15 protein-coding genes are annotated in these 17,970 nt (G+C 57.4%); 5 read left to right on the plus strand and 10 right to left on the minus strand.

From position 1 onward, the window contains the following. Window positions 1–42: 42 nt before the first annotated feature. Entirely contained in the window at window positions 43–339 is a 297-nt protein-coding gene (locus tag K0F75_RS03890) for a hypothetical protein (protein ID WP_219060534.1), read from the minus strand. Window positions 340–808: 469 nt separating this feature from the next. Between K0F75_RS03890 and K0F75_RS03895 the strand changes: the two genes are divergently transcribed. After that, a complete protein-coding gene (locus K0F75_RS03895) occupies window positions 809–2,932 on the plus strand; it encodes an autotransporter outer membrane beta-barrel domain-containing protein (RefSeq protein WP_374028599.1) in 2,124 nt (707 codons plus the stop codon). Window positions 2,933–3,019: 87 nt separating this feature from the next. Here the strand turns inward: K0F75_RS03895 and K0F75_RS03900 are convergent, their stop codons facing one another. The 5 genes from K0F75_RS03900 to acnA form a co-directional block, all read right to left on the minus strand. After that, the gene (locus K0F75_RS03900; RefSeq protein WP_219060536.1) at window positions 3,020–3,670 is read right to left on the minus strand and encodes a hypothetical protein; all 651 of its coding nucleotides are present in this window, start codon (window positions 3,668–3,670) and stop codon (window positions 3,020–3,022) included. 559 nt (window positions 3,671–4,229) lie between these two features. After that, window positions 4,230–4,385, minus strand: a complete 156-nt coding sequence (locus K0F75_RS03905) for a hypothetical protein (protein WP_219060537.1) — start codon at window positions 4,383–4,385, stop codon at window positions 4,230–4,232. 306 nt (window positions 4,386–4,691) lie between these two features. After that, complete coding sequence (locus K0F75_RS03910; protein WP_219060538.1) at window positions 4,692–6,257, minus strand: PAS domain-containing methyl-accepting chemotaxis protein; 1,566 nt, start codon at window positions 6,255–6,257, stop codon at window positions 4,692–4,694. A 124-nt stretch (window positions 6,258–6,381) separates the two neighbouring features. Next, window positions 6,382–7,173, minus strand: a complete 792-nt coding sequence (locus tag K0F75_RS03915; protein ID WP_219060539.1) for a CPBP family intramembrane glutamic endopeptidase — start codon at window positions 7,171–7,173, stop codon at window positions 6,382–6,384. A 255-nt stretch (window positions 7,174–7,428) separates the two neighbouring features. Continuing rightward, on the minus strand, window positions 7,429–10,170 hold the full coding sequence (gene acnA, locus K0F75_RS03920; protein WP_219060540.1) for an aconitate hydratase AcnA: 2,742 nt from the start codon (window positions 10,168–10,170) through the stop codon (window positions 7,429–7,431). Between the two features lie 222 nt (window positions 10,171–10,392). Between acnA and rlmM the strand changes: the two genes are divergently transcribed. Both rlmM and tusA read left to right on the plus strand, forming a co-directional pair. Continuing rightward, the gene (gene rlmM / locus K0F75_RS03925; protein ID WP_219060541.1) at window positions 10,393–11,457 is read left to right on the plus strand and encodes a 23S rRNA (cytidine(2498)-2'-O)-methyltransferase RlmM; all 1,065 of its coding nucleotides are present in this window, start codon (window positions 10,393–10,395) and stop codon (window positions 11,455–11,457) included. 80 nt (window positions 11,458–11,537) lie between these two features. Next, window positions 11,538–11,792 (plus strand): sulfurtransferase TusA, encoded by a 255-nt coding sequence (gene tusA, locus K0F75_RS03930; RefSeq protein WP_219060542.1) that lies wholly within the window; start codon window positions 11,538–11,540, stop codon window positions 11,790–11,792. Window positions 11,793–11,980: 188 nt separating this feature from the next. Here the strand turns inward: tusA and K0F75_RS03935 are convergent, their stop codons facing one another. After that, complete coding sequence (locus K0F75_RS03935; RefSeq protein ID WP_219060847.1) at window positions 11,981–13,366, minus strand: MATE family efflux transporter; 1,386 nt, start codon at window positions 13,364–13,366, stop codon at window positions 11,981–11,983. Window positions 13,367–13,521: 155 nt separating this feature from the next. On the opposite strand from K0F75_RS03935, the gene pdxB reads away from it, so the two are divergent. After that, entirely contained in the window at window positions 13,522–14,664 is a 1,143-nt protein-coding gene (gene pdxB, locus K0F75_RS03940) for a 4-phosphoerythronate dehydrogenase PdxB (RefSeq protein ID WP_219060543.1), read from the plus strand. 81 nt (window positions 14,665–14,745) lie between these two features. Here pdxB and K0F75_RS03945 read toward each other — a convergent pair whose 3' ends face one another. Further along, window positions 14,746–14,922, minus strand: a complete 177-nt coding sequence (locus tag K0F75_RS03945) for a PA1571 family protein (protein ID WP_219060544.1) — start codon at window positions 14,920–14,922, stop codon at window positions 14,746–14,748. 292 nt (window positions 14,923–15,214) lie between these two features. On the opposite strand from K0F75_RS03945, the gene K0F75_RS03950 reads away from it, so the two are divergent. Further along, window positions 15,215–16,993, plus strand: a complete 1,779-nt coding sequence (locus K0F75_RS03950) for an ABC transporter transmembrane domain-containing protein (protein ID WP_219060545.1) — start codon at window positions 15,215–15,217, stop codon at window positions 16,991–16,993. A 36-nt stretch (window positions 16,994–17,029) separates the two neighbouring features. On the opposite strand, the gene K0F75_RS03955 is transcribed toward K0F75_RS03950, so the two are convergent. Continuing rightward, complete coding sequence (locus tag K0F75_RS03955; protein WP_219060546.1) at window positions 17,030–17,311, minus strand: pyrimidine/purine nucleoside phosphorylase; 282 nt, start codon at window positions 17,309–17,311, stop codon at window positions 17,030–17,032. Window positions 17,312–17,416: 105 nt separating this feature from the next. Next, window positions 17,417–17,959: an exonuclease domain-containing protein gene (locus K0F75_RS03960; protein ID WP_219060547.1), complete on the minus strand. Its 543-nt coding sequence runs from the start codon at window positions 17,957–17,959 to the stop codon at window positions 17,417–17,419. Between the last annotated feature and the right edge of the window lie 11 nt (window positions 17,960–17,970).

Raw genomic sequence — 17,970 nt, forward strand, 5'->3', positions numbered from 1 at the left:
CATTAGTTGCCCGGTAAGCAACTTTATACTGACCATCCTTAGTCAGCAGAGATGCAGGAATGTCGAGGGACAGTGGCGCGCCAGGCCCTTCATCGTTGGCAATTTTTTTATCACACCCGCCGCAACATCATTCCATATTAATTGGTAGGTATCGCCAGGCAGGGCTCCATCCCAGACGATCAGCTTGGCTGTGATGGGTTGTTGTAGCGATTCAAGTGTCAGCAAACCGTCCACGGGGTCTGCTAACTCCACGACGGGTGTGTTGAGTGCCTGTCCATGTACATAGCGGCGCATATGCGAGCCCTGGGTGTTGTGTTTTTGTTGGGATAAAGTGTCCATGTTCATTCTCCAGTTTTTAGGGCTAAACGCGTAGCTATCGCTCGGCCACTTTTTAATAAGCAGTATTGCGCCGGCAACTCATCCGAATAGGGATAGTGGGTTATCAGCGCTTTATGCCAATGATGAGACGAGGTGCTTTCCTCATCTGTAAACGACCTAATCGTGATGCAGGTGTTGTGTCAAGAGAGGTGGTAAATAAATAGTGTTTTTGTGAGATGTGAACTCTTTATTTGGCCTTGGGTAAGCGTCTGTAGGAGAAATAGTACTTTTATCAGGAAGGCTCCTACGGCATGAAGGGATGGAAGGCAGAGATTTGACGTTGATGTTTTTGGAGAATGTCCATTCCGATTGTTAGTGTGGAGTATGGATATTGGAAAATAATGGACGCCTGTGTCGCCTGAGCATCGGTGTAGCAGGGATAACTCTAGGGATGTCGTTGGCTGGCGCTGTATGTGCGAAAACTGAAACCATCGTGGGCGGGGTAACAGATATTAGTGAGTCGACTGGAAATGATTACTCTATTATCCAAAAGGCTGTCGTCAATTTTAATGGTGCCGATGTGGGGTGGATTGCTGCCGATGACTCGACTATAAATATCGAGGGTGGTTCAGTTGGCAAGGATGCGCCGGGTGGGTTAACACTGAGTGCTAGCGTTCTCCATGCAGAAGGGACTGTAATTTCTAACGCTGAGGGTACTGGCCTTGCACTGAGATCCCTTGCAGCTGCTGGCTCCAATGCAACACTAAGTAAAAGTAAGGTTTTCGGCGTTGGTATAGGTGTGATGGTTGGTAAGTCGGGTGACTTGGCATTGAGCAATACCAGCGTTATTGGGACGCAGGACGCCGCCGGTAAAGGTGTTGGGATAGATGTGACGGAAGCTACAGCAACGCTGACGGAGGGCAGCTATGTCCGTGGTGACAGTGTAGGGGTATTGGTTACCCCAGCTGGACAGCGACCGGGAGGTGGAAAAAGTTCGAATTTAAATGTGGTTACTGTCGACGGCTCCATCGTCCAGAGCACCTATGGGGCAGCTATCAAGGTTGATGAGCCACCCCGCGCTGGCACTGTCTTTACTGGCACTGTGGCTAATATAGTCGTCCGAAATAACTCGGTTCTCCTGTCAGGCAACGGCAACCTTTTGGAGGTTGAGCACGCCAGCACCGCCACGTTCACCGTCGACAACAGCACCCTCACTGGCAATCTCGTTGCCGATGACACCAGCGCGCTGAATGTCACCCTGCGAAACAACGCGCAACTCACGGGTGATGTGATCAATGGCAATAATCTGTCGATCAATTCCGGCGCACAGTGGCAGATGGTGGGTGATAACAGCGTCGCCACCCTGGCCCTTAACCGGGGCACGGTCAGCTTTGGCGACGGGTTTCATACGCTGTCGCTGGGTGAGTTGTCCGGTTATGGGACATTTGCCATGAACATCGACCTGGCTGCGGGTATCGGCGATTTGTTGGTGGTCAACGGCGAGGCCAATGGTTCCTTCGCGTTGAAGGTGAAAAACACGGGCGTTGAACCGGTGTCGCCCGACATTCAACCCTTGCAGGTGGTCCATACCGAAGGTGGCGATGCGCAATTCAACTTGCTGGGTAACAAGGTGGATCTGGGCGCCTATTCCTATGAACTGGAAAAGCAGGGCACCGACTGGTTCATCGTCGGTTCGGGCAAAATCATCAGCCCCTCGACGCAGAGTGTGCTGGCCTTGTTCAACGCAGCGCCGACTATCTGGATGAGTGAATTGACCACCTTGCGCAGCCGCATGGGCGAAGTGCGCAACAGCGGTGAAGGTGGCGGCTGGATCCGGGCGTATGGCAATCGCTTCAATGCCACGACCAGCGCAGGTGTCGATTATGAGCAGCGGCAGAGCGGTATGTCGTTCGGTGCGGATGCGCCGGTTCCGGTGAGTAGCGGTCAGTTGCTGATCGGTTTGCTCGGTGGCTACAGCAAGTCTGATCTGGACTTGAGTCGCGGCACCTCGGGCAATGTCGACAGCTACTACGTCGGCGCCTACGGTACCTGGCTGTCGGAGGAGGGCTATTACGTTGATGGTGTGCTCAAGCTCAACAAATTCCACAACGAGTCTGAGCTGGCGATGAGCGACCAGACCAAATCCAAGGGCAGTTATACCAATACGGGTATCGGTGGATCGGTGGAGTTTGGCAAGCACATCAAGCTGGCCGATGACTTCTTCCTTGAACCCTTTGCGCAGATGGCGGCGGTGGTGATTCAGGGCGACCATTACACCCTGGACAACGGCCTGGAAGCGAAGAACAACCGTACTCAATCGGTACTGGGCAAGGTGGGTACCTCGGTCGGTCGTAACATCGCGCTCAAGGATGGTGGGGTACTCCAGCCCTATGTGCGTGTTGCTGTCGCTCACGAGTTTGCGCGCAGCAATGAGGTGACGGTCAACGACACCCGTTTCAACAATGAGCTGTTTGGCTCGCGTGCAGAGTTGGGTGCAGGTGTGGCGGTATCGCTCTCGAAGCGCCTGCAAGTGCATGCCGACTTCGACTACATGAAGGGTAATAATGTTGAGCAGCCGTGGGGGGCGAATGTTGGGGTGCGGTTTGCTTTTTGATGGGGTGAGCCCAAGCGCTTCGTGGTTCTGAAGCCCTGCGTGTAAAAACCCCCGATGATCGCTCACCGGGGGTTTTTCTTTACATCGTCAATGCTGCGGCGGCGGGCGTCGCTGCTGTTTACGTCTGATGGATCGTCCTCTGTTGCGTTGTTTGACGCTGGATCGGTAACAGCTATGCACGTTCAGATGGAGGATCGCGGAGGTGCCAATCCGTTGCCCGTCGCGATTGATGTCGTAACACACTTCGACTTTGCCCTGCGGGGCAACGTTATCGGTGCTGTACGAGACCCATTGCATCCCAATGATCGGATCGTTGATGTTTTCTTCATCCAGCGTCTGGATGGGGTAGGTTCTGCTGCCCCACAGCAGGTGGAATTCATCCCCGGGTTTCAAATAGGAAGAGCCAGGTATCAGTACGTTGATCCCTGCTTTCATCTGCGCTTCCGAGACTGACTTGGGGTTGATCCCTTCCAGCGAGGGTGGCTCCAGGTGGGTGGAGATGAGGACGGCAAGCTCGCCCGACGAGCTATCTTCAGCCCGAAGCACGTGGGCGTATGTAAAGGCCATTTCCCCGGTTGATGAGGTCTTCGGGGCGCCGTCCGAATGTTCAGTCGGCAGGTGCGTTCCGATAGGAAGGCCCGGTTTGGTGAGGCTGTCTCGCCGAGCCGGACGCGCACCCTGCTTCGTAGGCTTTTTAGGTTTGAAGGGAGGAGGGCCAGGCGGCTTTTGATCATCCATATTCAATACTCCTTACAGTGCTGACATAAACGTTGATAGTGCGGCGACACAATATTTATAAGCTGCAATGGCGATTTATTCCTGGAGAATTACATTGCTTCGTGTAACGAGGCTCGGGTTTGGTTAGAAGACTACACGGTTGTTGCTTGGTTTTCCGCCATTGATTTCATATTATGAACAATTGATGCCGTGTGTGACTTGTTATTACTAATTAGGTGCGTGTCGACGTAATAGGATGTTCGTCGGGTTGTCAAGCGAAGTGGCCCATTCGGATAGTCAGTTAGTTGAGGCGGCGTGAAGAGTGTAGGACGCAACCTACACGTGCGGATTAATTCCTACGTGTGCAAAGGAAGATACTTATTTGTAATAAAAATAAAACCCTGAGGGATAATCCACCAAGGTTTTGTTGGTGCGTGAAAAAAGAGAGGAGGAAGGAGTGTCTTATAGTTGCAGCGTTAAGGTTACACAGTGCGAGGCGATGGATGTATTGCCTGCTCGGTCAGTGACGAAGTAGTCAATTGTTACTTCGTCATCGTTCTGCGCTTGCAGGCATGGACGATCAAACTGGATTGTTAGTGTCGCGCTGTTCTACCCCTCGCCAAACTGGGAAGCGAACGAGGATATCACTTTCAAGATCCACCGTTTTAATAAGACCATCGTTACCTGCGACAGGCACGACGGGCGCACTCAATCCATAGTTACTTTCGTTGTTCATTGTTGATCTCCTTGCAGTGTGGGTAGCCAATAAATCTGCTTCTACCGTCGATAATTGATTGTTCAGGCAGCGATACCTAATGGCCTACTCTGGGGGGGTAATTAGTTATTGCTTTCGCTGCCTTCAAATCAACTAATAGAGGTGGCAAGATTCTGTCAAGCTGTTCGAGTGGGCCTGTCGTGTTGTTGTGGTCTACAAGCCGTTCAAATGCCGTATTTCAGAAACGTCCTGCATTTCCTAAACGCCACCCAATAAAAAACCCTAACAAACAAAGTCTGTCAGGGTCTTTTTACAACACATTACCTATTACCGATTAAAGCGTTCCACCAGCGAATATTGAGACCGCGCGGTGCTGGTCAGCTCTTCGCTCAGCACGGCCGAGCGGCGGGCTTCGTCGGAGGTTTTATCGGCCAGTTCGGCGATGGTGGTGATCTTGCGGCTGATTTCCTCGGCGACGGCACTTTGCTCTTCGGTGGCGGCGGCGATTTGGGTGGTCATGTCCGTGATGTTGGCCACAGCGTCGCTGATGCCCACCAGCGCCTTGTCGGCCTCCATAACCCTGGCAACGCCTTCTTCGGCCTGGCGATGCCCGGCGTCCATGGTTTGCACGGCATTATTGGCGGTTTTTTGCAGTTTGGCGATCAGGCTGTGAATCTGCCCGGTGGACTCGGTGGTGCGTTGTGCCAGTTGGCGAACTTCATCGGCGACCACCGCAAAGCCCCGGCCCATTTCCCCGGCGCGTGCCGCTTCAATGGCGGCGTTGAGCGCCAGCAGGTTGGTCTGGTCGGCGATGCCTTTGATGACATCGACCACGCTGCCGATTTCGTTGCTGTCTTTGGCCAGTTGCGTCACGGTCAGGCCGGTTTCACCGACGGCGGTGGACAGGCGCTGAATCGCTTCGCGGGTTTCGCCTGCGATATCACGGCCGCGACGGGTCAGTTCGTTGGCTTGTTGGGTGGCATCGGCCGTGCGCTGCACGTGGCTGGCGACTTCTTGAGTGGTGGCGGCCATCTGGTTGACGGCGGTGGCCACTTGTTCGGTCTCGACACGCTGACGCTCAAGTCCATCGGAGCTGGCGTGGGCGAGGGTGTCGGATTGACGGGCCTGGTCGTTAAGGTCTTCGGCAGAGGCCTGCAAGCGGGTCAGGCAGGTTTTCAGGCGAGCCTGCTGGCTGAGGATCGACATCTCCAGGCGCGCTTGCGGCCCACGGCTGTCGGTATACATTTGGGCGATCAGCGGGTCGGAGGTGGTTTGTTCGGCCAACTTCAACAATCGCTTGATACCGCGCTGCTGCCAGCTCAAACCGAGCAACCCCAAGGGGACCGACAATGCAGCGGCGAGGGCGAAGCCCCAATTGGAGTTAAGCCAGGCGCCGATCATGAAGCTTAATTGGCTGACCAGGATGAACGGTATCCAGTCCTGAAGGACGGGTAGCCATTTGTCCCGACGAGGAATAGCCGATTTTCCGTTATTGATACGTGAGTACAAGGCTTCAGCGCGACGGATCTGCTCGGCGGTCGGTTTGACCCGAACCGATTCATAGCCCACCACCTGATCTTTTTCAAATATCGGTGTTACGTAGGCGTTAACCCAGTAGTGGTCGCCGTTTTTGCTGCGGTTCTTGACGATTCCCATCCATGGCTGACCCTGCTTGAGGGTGTTCCACATGTGGGCGAAAACCGCCGAGGGCACGTCTGGGTGCCGGACGATATTGTGCGGTGCTCGAACCAGCTCCTCGGCGGTGTAGCCACTGATTTCAACGAAAGCGTCGTTGCAATAGGTGATTACGCCCTTGGCGTCGGTGGTGGAGATCAACCGCTGTTGAGCGGGAAACGTCCGTTCGCGCTGGGTGATGGGCTGGTTATTACGCATGAGCTTTCGAGTCCGCTGGGCTTTGGCGGGTTATCGGCCAAGGCACTGATAAATTGAGCAGGTTTCTTGAGTGACCGACGAGTCGCAGGCTTTGACATGAACCGGCCTTTGATCGCGACGCTCATTATCGATCAAACATCGGGTAGGTAAACAGGCTGAAATGCACCAGATTCAAACCAAAGTGAGTGATGACCGCCGCCTGTAGACCGCCAAAACGGTAGGCCAGGCCATAGCCTATGCCAGCAAACCCTGACAGTAGCACCCATTGCCAGCCTGCGCCCATGTGAGCCAGGCCAAACACTGTCGCTGCTGCGGCGATGGCCAGCGCGCTGCCATAGGGCAGTTGTTTGAATAGACGGTGAAAGCTGCCCTGGATATAGCCGCGAAACAGCAGCTCTTCGGTCAAGGTCACCAACAACAGGTTATTGGCGATCCACAGCCCGCTTTGCGCCGGCCATTTCGGTGCCCACGTGATCATGCCCAGCGACACGGCGGCCAGCATGCAGGCCGTACTGGTGGCAACCAGCGCGACGGCACTGACGGTGGCTGATCGGGTAAAGCCTGTGCGGGTCAGCACCCACGGGCATATCCATAGAATCCAGAAGCCGATGAGCGGCTTGTCGAGGTTCAGGTACATCGAAAAGGGTGCAGCCTCGGGCGTGAACCGCACGCCGGCGATCACGCGCGCACTGTAAAAACCCGGCAACCAATGGGTGGCCAGCGCCAACGCCAGCAGAAGAAACAGCCCGTGGCCGAACGCGCGGACATAGGAGTTGCTGAACTGCGAGACGCACAGGCCCGCCATGATCAGCAGGGCGATGGACAATGAGGCGAACAGGTTCAGATAACCGTAGGCCAGCGCCATGCCGTACCCGAGGGTGAGTAACGTTAATCCTGTCCAGCGCAATGCAGGCATGGGGAAGCTCCTTGTGACCATTCAAAATCCGTTTAGGCGCGGATTCTACCGTTGAATGGTGCGCAAGCCTGTCAGACGCAGCAAGGATATTTCCGATGATCAGGGGAGGGGGATTCCAGTTCTTTCGTAAGAGTCTTCTGAAAGACGGATTACTGCGTGATTGCGCCCCAGTGAAGACGGGGCGCGATCAGTCACGTGATGTGTTCTATAGGCAGGGTTATCGCCAGGCGTCCTCCTGCCAACAGAACTGTTCAGCTACGAAGCAATCAGCTGGCGCAGCACGTAGTGCAAAATCCCTCCGGCCTTGAAGTATTCAACCTCATTCATCGTGTCGATCCGGCACAGCACGTCGAGGGTTTCCTGGCTGCCGTCGTTACGGGTGATGTTCAGTTTCAAACTCATTCCCGGTTGCAGTTCGGTCTTGGTCAGGCCGGTGATGTCGATTTTTTCGTTGCCGGTCAGTTTCAGCGTTTTGCGGCTCTGACCGTTCTTGAGCTGCAGCGGTAATACGCCCATGCCCACCAGATTGGAGCGATGAATCCGCTCGAAGCTTTCGGCAATCACGGCTTTGACCCCCAACAGGTTGGTGCCTTTGGCCGCCCAGTCACGGCTTGAGCCCGTGCCGTACTCTTGCCCTGCGATCACTACCAACGGGGTGCCGTCGGCCTGATAACGCATGGCCGCGTCGTAAATCGGCAGTTTTTCGCCGGTCGGCACATAGAGGGTATTACCCCCTTCTTCGCCTCCGAGCATTTCGTTGCGGATGCGGATGTTGGCGAAGGTGCCGCGCATCATGACTTCATGGTTGCCGCGACGGGAGCCGTAGGAGTTGTAGTCCCGTGGCTCTACGCCTTTTTCGCTGAGGTAGTGGCCTGCGGGGCTGTCGGCTTTGATATTGCCTGCGGGGGAGATGTGGTCGGTGGTCACCGAGTCGCCGAGTAGCGCCAGGATGCGTGCGCCAGAGACATCCTCGACCACGGGCGGAGGGCCGTCGATACCGTCAAAGAAAGGCGGGTGCTTGATGTAGGTGGAGTCATCCTGCCAGACATATGTCGCCGCCTGCGGTACTGCAATGGCTTGCCATTGCGCGTCACCGGCGAATACCTCGGCGTACTCCTTGTGGAACATGCTGGTGTTGACGTTTTCCACCGCCTCGGCGATTTCCTTCTGGCTTGGCCAGATATCGCGCAAGTAAACCGGCTTGCCATCCGAGCCGTTGCCCAGCGGCTCGCTGCTGATATCGATGCGCACGGTGCCAGCCAAGGCGTAAGCCACAACCAGCGGCGGGGAGGCCAGCCAGTTGGTTTTTACCAGCGGATGCACGCGGCCTTCAAAGTTACGGTTGCCGGACAGGACCGAAGCCACGGTCAGGTCTGATTGTTGAATGGCTTTCTCAATCGGCTCGCGCAGTGGCCCGGAGTTACCGATGCAGGTGGTGCAACCATAACCGACCAGGTCAAAGCCCAGTTTATCGAGGTACTGGTTCAGGCCAGCGGCCTTATAGTAGTCAGTGACCACTTTCGAGCCGGGTGCCAACGAGGTCTTGACCCACGGTTTGCAGGTCAGTCCCTTTTCTACCGCTTTTTTCGCCACCAACCCGGCAGCCATCATCACGCTGGGGTTCGAGGTGTTGGTGCAGGAGGTAATCGCGGCGATCACCACGGCGCCATTTTTTAGCCGATAGGTCTGACCTTCGTGTTCGTAGTCCGCTTCGCCGATCAGGTCCGCGCTGCCCACGGCAACACCACCCCCGCCCTCGCTTTCCAGGCGGCCTACTTCCTTGCCGTTGGGTTTGACTTGCAGGCCGAGGAAGTCGGTGAATGCTTGCGCGACATTCGGCAGTGAGACCCGGTCCTGTGGACGCTTCGGCCCGGCGAGACTGGCTTCGACGCTGGCCATGTCCAACGCCAGGCTGTCGGTGAATATCGGTTCCTGGCCGGCCAGGCGCCACAAGCCCTGGGCTTTGCTGTAGGCCTCCACCAGTTTTACGGTCTCGGTCGAACGTCCTGACAGGCGCAGGTAATCCAGGGTTACATCGTCTACAGGAAAGAAGCCGCAGGTGGCGCCGTATTCCGGGGCCATGTTGGCGATAGTGGCACGGTCAGCCAATGGCAGGTCCGCCAGGCCGTCGCCATAAAACTCGACGAATTTGCCGACCACGCCTTTCTTGCGCAACATTTGCGTGACGGTCAGCACCAGGTCAGTGGCGGTGATGCCTTCCTTGAGCTTGCCAATCAGCTTGAAGCCGATCACTTCAGGAATCAGCATCGACACCGGTTGGCCGAGCATCGCTGCCTCCGCCTCGATCCCGCCGACGCCCCAGCCGAGAATGCCGAGGCCGTTGATCATGGTGGTGTGGGAATCAGTGCCGACCAGCGTGTCGGGGAAGGCGTAGGTGCGGCCATCTTCATCCTTGGTCCAGACCGTGCGCCCGAGGTATTCCAGATTGACCTGGTGACAGATCCCGGTGCCCGGCGGCACCACGCTAAAGTTGTCGAACGCGTTTTGGCCCCAACGTAGAAAGGCATAACGCTCGCCGTTGCGCTGCATTTCGATGTCGACGTTCTGGCCGAAAGCGCTGGCATCGCCGAATTTGTCGACCATTACCGAGTGGTCAATCACCAGGTCCACCGGGGACAGCGGGTTGATGCGCTGGGGATCGCCACCGGCCTTGGCGACGGCCGCGCGCATCGCGGCCAGATCGACCACTGCAGGCACGCCGGTAAAGTCCTGCATCAGCACCCGCGCCGGGCGGTATTGAATCTCGCGATCCGAGCGTCGCTCGGTGAGCCAGGCGGCCATGGCCTTGAGGTCGTCGCCGGTGACAGTCTTGTTGTCTTCCCAGCGCAGCAGGTTTTCCAGCAGCACCTTTAGCGACATCGGCAGCTTGCTCAGGTCGCCGAGGGATTTAGCGGCTTCCGGCAGGCTGAAATAGTGGTAGGTCTTAGTGTCGATTTCTAGTGTTTTGAGGCTTTTCAGGCTATCGAGGGAGGGCATGAAATAACTCCTTTACGAGTCCGCACGGTGCGGACCAGGGAATCGAGCAGAGTCTTAAACTAGCTCTGATGGGTCGTTCTGGCTAATGACATGAGTATTACTGGACCGCAGAGCGGAGCCAGTGGTTCCTGATTCCGCTATCATGCGCCGGTTTTAAGCGTTGGGGCTGACCCCGAGCGCCGCGCAGTGGCTGAATGTTTCGCCGCTGCCCAGGAGAATTGAATGAACACCCTGTTTATGCACTGCCGGCCTGGCTTCGAAGGTGAAGTCTGTTCCGAGATCGCCGAGCACGCTGCCCGCCTGAACGTGGCGGGTTATGCCAAAGCTAAAACCAACGCCGCCTGTGCCGAGTTTGTATGCACCGAGGAAGATGGCGCCGAGCGCTTGATGAAAGGGCAGCGCTTCGCTCAGTTGATCTTTCCCCGGCAATGGGCGCGTGGCGTTTTTCTCGATTTGCCGGAAACAGACCGCATCAGCGTGATTCTGGCTCAGCTCGCGAACTTCCCGACCTGCGGCAGTCTGTGGCTGGAGGTGGTCGATACCAATGATGGCAAAGAGTTGTCGAACTTCTGTCGCAAATTCGAAGCGCCTTTACGCAAGGCGTTGACCCAGGCTGGCAAGCTGGTGGAAGACGCCAGCAAACCGCGCCTGCTGCTGACCTTTAAAAGTGGACGCGAAGTATTTCTCGGGATGGCCGACGCGGACAACTCGGCGATGTGGCCCATGGGCATTCCTCGCCTGAAGTTCCCCCGGGAGTCGCCTAGCCGTTCGACCTTGAAACTGGAAGAAGCCTGGCACCATTTCATCCCCCGCGATCAGTGGGATGAGCGCTTGTCGGGCGAGATGACTGCCGTCGATCTGGGGGCCGCACCGGGTGGCTGGACCTATCAATTGGTCAGGCGCGGCATGCTGGTGACGGCCATCGACAACGGCCCAATGGCCGAAAGCTTGATGGGCACCGGGCTCGTGCAGCATTTGATGGCCGACGGTTTTACCTTCAAACCGCGTCATCCGGTGGACTGGATGGTCTGCGATATCGTCGAGAAGCCTGCGCGCAACGCTGCGTTGCTGGAAACCTGGCTGGGCGAAGGCTTGTGTCGGGAGGCGGTGGTTAACTTGAAGTTGCCGATGAAGCAGCGTTATGCCGAAGTACGGCGCTTGTTGCAGCGCATTGAAGAAGGCTTCGAGGCGCGGGGCATCAGGGTCGAAATCGGCTGCAAGCAGTTGTATCACGACCGCGAAGAAGTGACGTGCCATCTGCGGCGCCTGGATGGCAAGCGGCGTTGAATTAACCCGGTGGGTTTCCACGGGGTTTGGCTGAATCAAATGAATTGAGCGACAATGCCCGCCTGTTTTTGGAGTGTTTTATGTCTGAACCCATCGATACCTTGCCGGTTGACGCCATCCTCGACGCCAGCGGCCTTAATTGCCCGGAACCGGTGATGATGTTGCACCAAAAGGTTCGGGACCTGCAGGCGGGTGGTTTGCTCAAAGTCATCGCCACGGATCCGTCGACCCGTCGCGACATCCCCAAGTTTTGCGTGTTCCTCGGGCATGAACTGGTCGAGCAACAGGCAGACGGCGGCACCTACCTGTACTGGATTCGCAAAAAGCTGGATTGATGTGCAACCGCCAGCGCTCCTTGTAGGAGCGGGCTTGCCCGCGATCCACTTGATTCGCTGTGCCAGACATACCCCTACCGCAGGCAAGCCAGCTCCTACGCCCTCTGGGCAGAATCACAACCCAGTTTGCTGCGCGACAGCGCGGCGTTGAAGACTGGGCGGCATCTCCTACAAAATTCGGTCGGCTTTTAAGCTTTTGAACTGATCCGAATCCGCTTGCGCGCGCTGCCGGTCAGGCGGATCGAGAGCATCAGCGCTGCACAGGTCAGGCCGACGATCAGTCCTTGCCACAGTCCGGCTGGACCGCTGGCAGCACCGAGCAGGTCGGTCAGGCCCAAGGCATAACCCACCGGCAAACCAATCCCCCAGTACGCGAACAATGTCAGGATCATCGTCACGCGAGTGTCCTGATAACCGCGCAGAGCGCCAGCGGCGGTGACCTGGATCGCGTCTGAAAACTGGAACAACGCCGCAAACACAATCAGCGACGCCGCCATCTTGATCACCACCGGGTCGGCGGTATAGATCGTCGCGATGTATTCACGCGAGAGCATCATCAAACTGGCCGAAAAGCACGCATAGGCCAAGGCTGTCGCCATCCCGACCCCGGCTGTGAAGCGCGCTTCCCGAGGCTGGTTACGCCCTAATGCCTGGCCGACGCGCACGGTCACGGCCATGCCCAGCGAGAAGGGGATCATGAACACCAGTGAGCTGAAGTTCAGGGCGATTTGATGCCCTGCCACCACGTTGGAGCCGAGGCTGCCGATCAGCAGTGCGATCACCGCAAAGATGCTCGATTCCGCGAACACAGCGATGCCGATGGGCAGGCCGATATCGACCAGGCGCTTGATCGCGGCCCATTGCGGCCACTCGAAACGGCTGAACACTTCGCTGGCTTTATAGACCACAGCGCGCCGCACCCAGCCCGTCATGCCCAGTAAAATGGCCCACATCACAATGGCCGTGGCCCAACCACAGCCGACACCGCCCAAGGCTGGCATGCCGAAATGGCCATAGATGAAGATGTAATTCAGCGGAATATTCAGCGCCAGACCACACAAGCCGAGCACCATGCTTGGGCGGGTTCGGCCCAGGCCGTCGCTGAAGCAGCGCAGCACGTAAAACAGTGCCGTGGCGGGAAGACCGCTGGCAATCCCCCGGAGGTATTGCATGCAGGGCTCGATCAGCACCGGGTCGACGTTCATCAGGTGCAGCACCGGTTCGGCGCTCAACAACAACGTCGACGCGATCAGCCCGACCGCCAACGCCAGCCACAATGCCTGACGCACCAACACGCCGATTTCTGCGGTATGACCGGCCCCATGATGTTGTGCAACCTTGGGCGTGGTCGCCAGCAGAATTCCGGTCATCAACAGGTAAACCGGCACCCAGATCGAGTTGCCCAAGGCCACGGCTGCCAGATCCCGTGGGCCGACACTGCCCGCCATCACCGCATCGACGAAGCCCATGGCGGTGTAGGCCAACTGTCCGATCATGATCGGTAGCGCCAATGCCAGCAGCGTGCGCAGTTCCAGGCGTACCCTCGCCGGACGGGTCAAGGGGGGTGTAAGCATTGTTGCAGAGTTCACAATAAATCCAGAAGCTGACGCAGAAAGCCGGCCATTCTACACTCTTGACGCAAAAGTCAGGAATCGAAGTTGTACAAGACGATGGCTGGCCTAGTGAGGGGACTAGCGCCTACACTGCCGCCGACCTCAGGGAGCTCATCATGCGAATTGTTGCCGACGAAAATATACCGCTGCTCGATGCCTTTTTTGCCCAGTACGGTGACATCCGCCGTCTGCCGGGACGCTCACTCGACCGCGCCGCCGTTGCGGATGCCGACGTATTGCTGGTGCGCTCGGTGACCCAGGTTGATCGGGCACTGCTCGAGGGCAGCCCGGTACGCTTTGTCGGGACGTGTACCATCGGTACCGATCACCTGGATCTGGATTACTTTCAGGAGGCCGGAATTCAATGGTCCAGCGCCCCCGGTTGCAACGCGCGCGGGGTAGTCGACTACGTGCTGGGCAGTTTGCTGACCCTGGCGGAGATCGAAGGCGTTGATCTGACTCAGCGCACCTATGGCGTGGTCGGTGCCGGAGAGGTCGGCGGGCGACTGGTCAAGGTGTTGCGCGGGCTGGGCTGGAATGTGCGGGTCTGCGATCCACCCCGTCAGGCGGCAGAAGGCGGCGACTTTGTCAGCCTTGAGCAGGTGCTCGAGCACTGCGATGTCATCAGCCTGCACACGCCGTTGAGCAAGGCCGGTGATCAACCGACCTGGCACCTGTTCGATCACTCGCGTTTGCAGCAGCTCAAGCCCGGCAGCTGGTTGATCAACGCCAGCCGGGGTGCGGTCGTGGACAACGCAGCCTTGCGTGAGGTGTTGCTTGAGCGCGAAGACCTGCAAGCGGTGCTTGATGTCTGGGAAGGCGAGCCGCAGGTGGATGTCGCGCTGGCCGATTTGTGTGTTTTGGCCACGCCGCACATCGCCGGTTACAGCCTTGATGGCAGGCAGCGCGGAACGGCGCAGATCTATCAGGCGTTTTGCGCATACCTGGGGCAAACACCACGGATTAGCCTGGACGACCTGTTGCCAAAACCCTGGCTGGCGCAGGTCAGCCTGAATGCCAACAGCGATCCAGCCTGGGCGCTGGCCATGCTGTGTCGTGGGGTCTATGACCTGCGCCGCGACGACGCAGACTTTCGCCGCAGCCTGATCGGCGATACAAACAGTCGCCGCCTGGCGTTTGATGCGTTACGCAAACACTACCCTGCTCGCCGTGAAATCGAAGGGCTGGCCGTGAATATTCAGGGTGAGTCGGCGCAATTGCAGCGGATCGTGACGGCGTTGGGTGCGGTGCTGGTTTAAATCACACACCCTGCGGAGATACCTGTATCGCAGGCAGAAAAAACCCGGCATCAAGGCCGGGTTTAAAAAAGCTGTGCAGCATCAATCTTGTTTTACGGGTTTGACCCAATGTTTGTCGCATTCTTGACACGCGACCTGAACCATCTCTTCGGTGATCAGGATCTCGCGTCCATCCTTGTCAAGAATGGCGCCCCCGACAGGCAAGGTCGGGGTGGCTCGAACGACCGGTACGTGATTGGTGCTGTTTTGCAAGCTCATGGCCTGTCTCCTCATCAGGTTGTGCGCTTCAAAGTAAACCCGCTTGATGACCGCGCTGTGACATTCCTTCAGCGCATTCAAACGGCAGCCCAAGTCCAGCAGAAATGATTAAAAACTGCCAGCAGGGCGTTAGACCAAAACTGTCTAACCCTTATAGAGCAACGACATATCAACGTTGACCTGGCGTGACTGCCCAAGCTCATTTCAGCGCAGGCAACGTTATCGAGGGATTCGCCCGCGCCGCAGGTGTAGGCTCTCTGACTCAAGTCTTTTCGGCAGGCAGGTCACCTCCATGGTTTCAGTGTTTTCCAGTCGCCAGCGCAATGCCATTCGTCTGGCCGTGCGTTTTATCGCGCCGTATCGTTGGCAGTCGCTGGGCGCTTTGCTGGCTTTGATCGTGACTGCCGGCATCACCTTATCCATGGGCCAAGGCATACGCCTGTTGGTGGATCAGGGGTTCATGACCCAGTCGCCGCAGTTGCTCAACCGTTCGATCGAGTTCTTTCTGCTGCTGGTGGTGGGGCTCGCGGTTGGCACCTTTGCCCGTTTTTATCTGGTGTCATGGATTGGCGAGCGGGTGGTGGCCGATATCCGCAAGCAGGTATTCAATCACCTGATCAACCTGCACCCAGGCTTCTATGAAAACAACCGTAGCTCGGAAATTCAGTCGCGGCTGACCGCCGACACCACGTTATTGCAGTCGGTGATTGGTTCGTCGTTATCGATGTTCCTGCGCAACCTGCTGATGGTCATCGGCGGCATTGTCTTGTTGTTTTTCACCAACCCCAAGCTCACCAGTATCGTGGTCGTGGCCCTGCCGCTGGTGGTCGCACCGATTCTGATTTTCGGCCGTCGGGTGCGCAGTTTGTCGCGCTTGAGCCAGGACCGGATTGCCGATGTCGGCAGTTATGTTGCCGAGGCGTTGGGCCAGATCAAAACCGTGCAGGCTTACAACCATCAGCAGCAGGACAAACAACGCTTCGCGGTGACTGCAGAAGAGGCGTTCGACACCGCGCGCAAACGCATTTTGCAGCGTTCATGGCTGATCACCCTGGTCATCGTTCTGGTATTGGGCGCCGTGGGGGTGATGCTCTGGGTGGGCGGTATGGACGTGATTGCCGGGCGTATTTCAGGGGGAGAACTGGCTGCGTTCGTCTTTTATAGCCTGATCGTCGGCAGCGCCTTTGGCACCCTGAGTGAAGTCATTGGCGAGTTACAGCGCGCGGCGGGTGCGGCTGAGCGGATTGCCGAGCTGCTGCAAGCCCCGAGTGAAATTGAACCCCCAGCCAGTGATCTGCTGCATCTGCCGGAACGGGTCAGTGGGCGCCTGACCCTGGAAGACGTGAGCTTTGCGTACCCGTCACGGCCCGAGCGTAATGCGATCAATGGTTTTAGCCTGAGCATCGAGCCAGGCGAAACCCTGGCACTGGTGGGGCCTTCGGGTGCGGGAAAGTCGACATTGTTCGATCTGCTGCTGCGTTTTTACGACCCGCAAACGGGGCGTATTCTGGTCGAAGGGTTGCCGATTACCCAGCTTGATCCACTGGACTTGCGACGCTGTTTTGCCATGGTTTCGCAAACGCCTGCGCTGTTTTTTGGCAGTGTCGAAGAAAACATCCGCTACGGCAATCCAGACGCAACCGACGAGCACGTTCAGGCCGCCGCGAGGATTGCCCACGCTCATGAATTCATTTTGCAGATGCCCGAAGGCTATCAGACCCATCTGGGCGATGGCGGGCTTGGGCTGTCCGGCGGCCAACGTCAACGTCTGGCGATTGCCCGAGCGTTGTTGGTCGATGCGCCGATTCTGTTGCTGGATGAGGCAACCAGCGCGCTGGATGCCCAGAGCGAACACCTGATTCAGCAAGCCCTGCCGAGTCTGATGAAAGGCCGCACGACGCTGGTGATTGCCCACCGCCTGGCCACGGTACAAAACGCCGACCGTATTGCGGTGATCGATCAGGGGCGTTTGATTGCGGTCGGCACCCACCACCAACTGATCGCCAGCAACCCGCTGTATGCACGGCTGGCGGCGTTGCAGTTCAATGCGCATCAGGAGGCGGTGGTTTGAAAAGGTGACGCGTAGCGTCACTCGATCACGCGTGACTCAGCGGTATTCACACAGGTAAGCGCTGTCTTCAAGCACTTCCAGATTGAATTTGCTGTTGGCCGGTACATTGAACTGGCTGCCGGACGTGAAGGTTTCCCACACGTCGCTGTCCGGCAGTTTGACTTTCAAGGCGCCGGAGATGACGTGCATGATTTCACGCTTGCTGGTACCGAACTCGTATTTGCCCGCCGCCATGACGCCGATCGTGGCATCGCCTTCCGCCTGACGGAACGCAATCGATTTCACAGTGCCGTCGAAGTATTCGTTGACTTTAAACATGGGCGATTCCTCGAAGATAAGGGTTACAAAAGATCGCTCAGTATGCCGAACGTATAAAAGGCCGTCATCCGCTTTAAAAAAGGCGTCACGTCGGCAGTCTATTCATCACGTGGGAAGTATCAGTGGCAGGAGTCGCGCTGTATTGCGTGCGTCCACCAGCGCCCGGTGCTGCTGCCCGTTGAACTGCATGCCAGCCAGTTGTAACGCGCCGTTCAAGCCCAGTGGGCGTTGCAGTTTGCGGGCCTCGATAAAACGTTGTTTGAGGTTGATGTGGGGCAGGGTGCTCAAGGCGCTGGTCAGTTGTTGCTGCTGCCATTCCTGCTCCAGTTGCCGGCGATCGTACTCGCCCCAACTGGCCCACCCTTCCAGGCGTGGCAGGTGATGGCTTAGCCAGCGTTCGAACTGCGGCCAGACGCTGGTCAATGGCGCGGCATTGTCGATATTGACCTGGCTGATGTGCGTCAGCTCCCGGCAAAAGCGGGTCAGCTGCGGGCGGCGTAAAGGCCGCACGAAACGCTCGAAGTGATCCAGCTCGCGGCCGTCCTGGTTGACCAGGCTCACACCGATCTCAATGATCTCCATCTCGGCCAATGGCCAGCCGCCGTCCTCTGTTGTGGCTTCCAGATCAATCACTAGCCAGTGCGGCATATCAAACTCCG

It is taken from the genome of Pseudomonas sp. UMAB-08 (assembly GCF_900095225.1).
Taxonomy (GTDB): domain Bacteria; phylum Pseudomonadota; class Gammaproteobacteria; order Pseudomonadales; family Pseudomonadaceae; genus Aquipseudomonas.

Excerpts from the sequence above, each read along its gene's own strand:
- K0F75_RS03890 (WP_219060534.1), bottom strand. The coding sequence starts at position 339 with ATGGACACTTTATCCCAACAAAAACACAACACCCAGGGCTCGCATATG.
- K0F75_RS03900 (WP_219060536.1), bottom strand. The coding sequence starts at position 3,670 with ATGGATGATCAAAAGCCGCCTGGCCCTCCTCCCTTCAAACCTAAAAAG.
- K0F75_RS03905 (WP_219060537.1), bottom strand. The coding sequence starts at position 4,385 with ATGAACAACGAAAGTAACTATGGATTGAGTGCGCCCGTCGTGCCTGTC.
- K0F75_RS03910 (WP_219060538.1), bottom strand. The coding sequence starts at position 6,257 with ATGCGTAATAACCAGCCCATCACCCAGCGCGAACGGACGTTTCCCGCT.
- K0F75_RS03915 (WP_219060539.1), bottom strand. The coding sequence starts at position 7,173 with ATGCCTGCATTGCGCTGGACAGGATTAACGTTACTCACCCTCGGGTAC.
- acnA (WP_219060540.1), bottom strand. The coding sequence starts at position 10,170 with ATGCCCTCCCTCGATAGCCTGAAAAGCCTCAAAACACTAGAAATCGAC.
- rlmM (WP_219060541.1), top strand. The coding sequence starts at position 10,393 with ATGAACACCCTGTTTATGCACTGCCGGCCTGGCTTCGAAGGTGAAGTC.
- tusA (WP_219060542.1), top strand. The coding sequence starts at position 11,538 with ATGTCTGAACCCATCGATACCTTGCCGGTTGACGCCATCCTCGACGCC.
- K0F75_RS03935 (WP_219060847.1), bottom strand. The coding sequence starts at position 13,366 with ATGCTTACACCCCCCTTGACCCGTCCGGCGAGGGTACGCCTGGAACTG.
- pdxB (WP_219060543.1), top strand. The coding sequence starts at position 13,522 with ATGCGAATTGTTGCCGACGAAAATATACCGCTGCTCGATGCCTTTTTT.
- K0F75_RS03945 (WP_219060544.1), bottom strand. The coding sequence starts at position 14,922 with ATGAGCTTGCAAAACAGCACCAATCACGTACCGGTCGTTCGAGCCACC.
- K0F75_RS03950 (WP_219060545.1), top strand. The coding sequence starts at position 15,215 with ATGGTTTCAGTGTTTTCCAGTCGCCAGCGCAATGCCATTCGTCTGGCC.
- K0F75_RS03955 (WP_219060546.1), bottom strand. The coding sequence starts at position 17,311 with ATGTTTAAAGTCAACGAATACTTCGACGGCACTGTGAAATCGATTGCG.
- K0F75_RS03960 (WP_219060547.1), bottom strand. The coding sequence starts at position 17,959 with ATGCCGCACTGGCTAGTGATTGATCTGGAAGCCACAACAGAGGACGGC.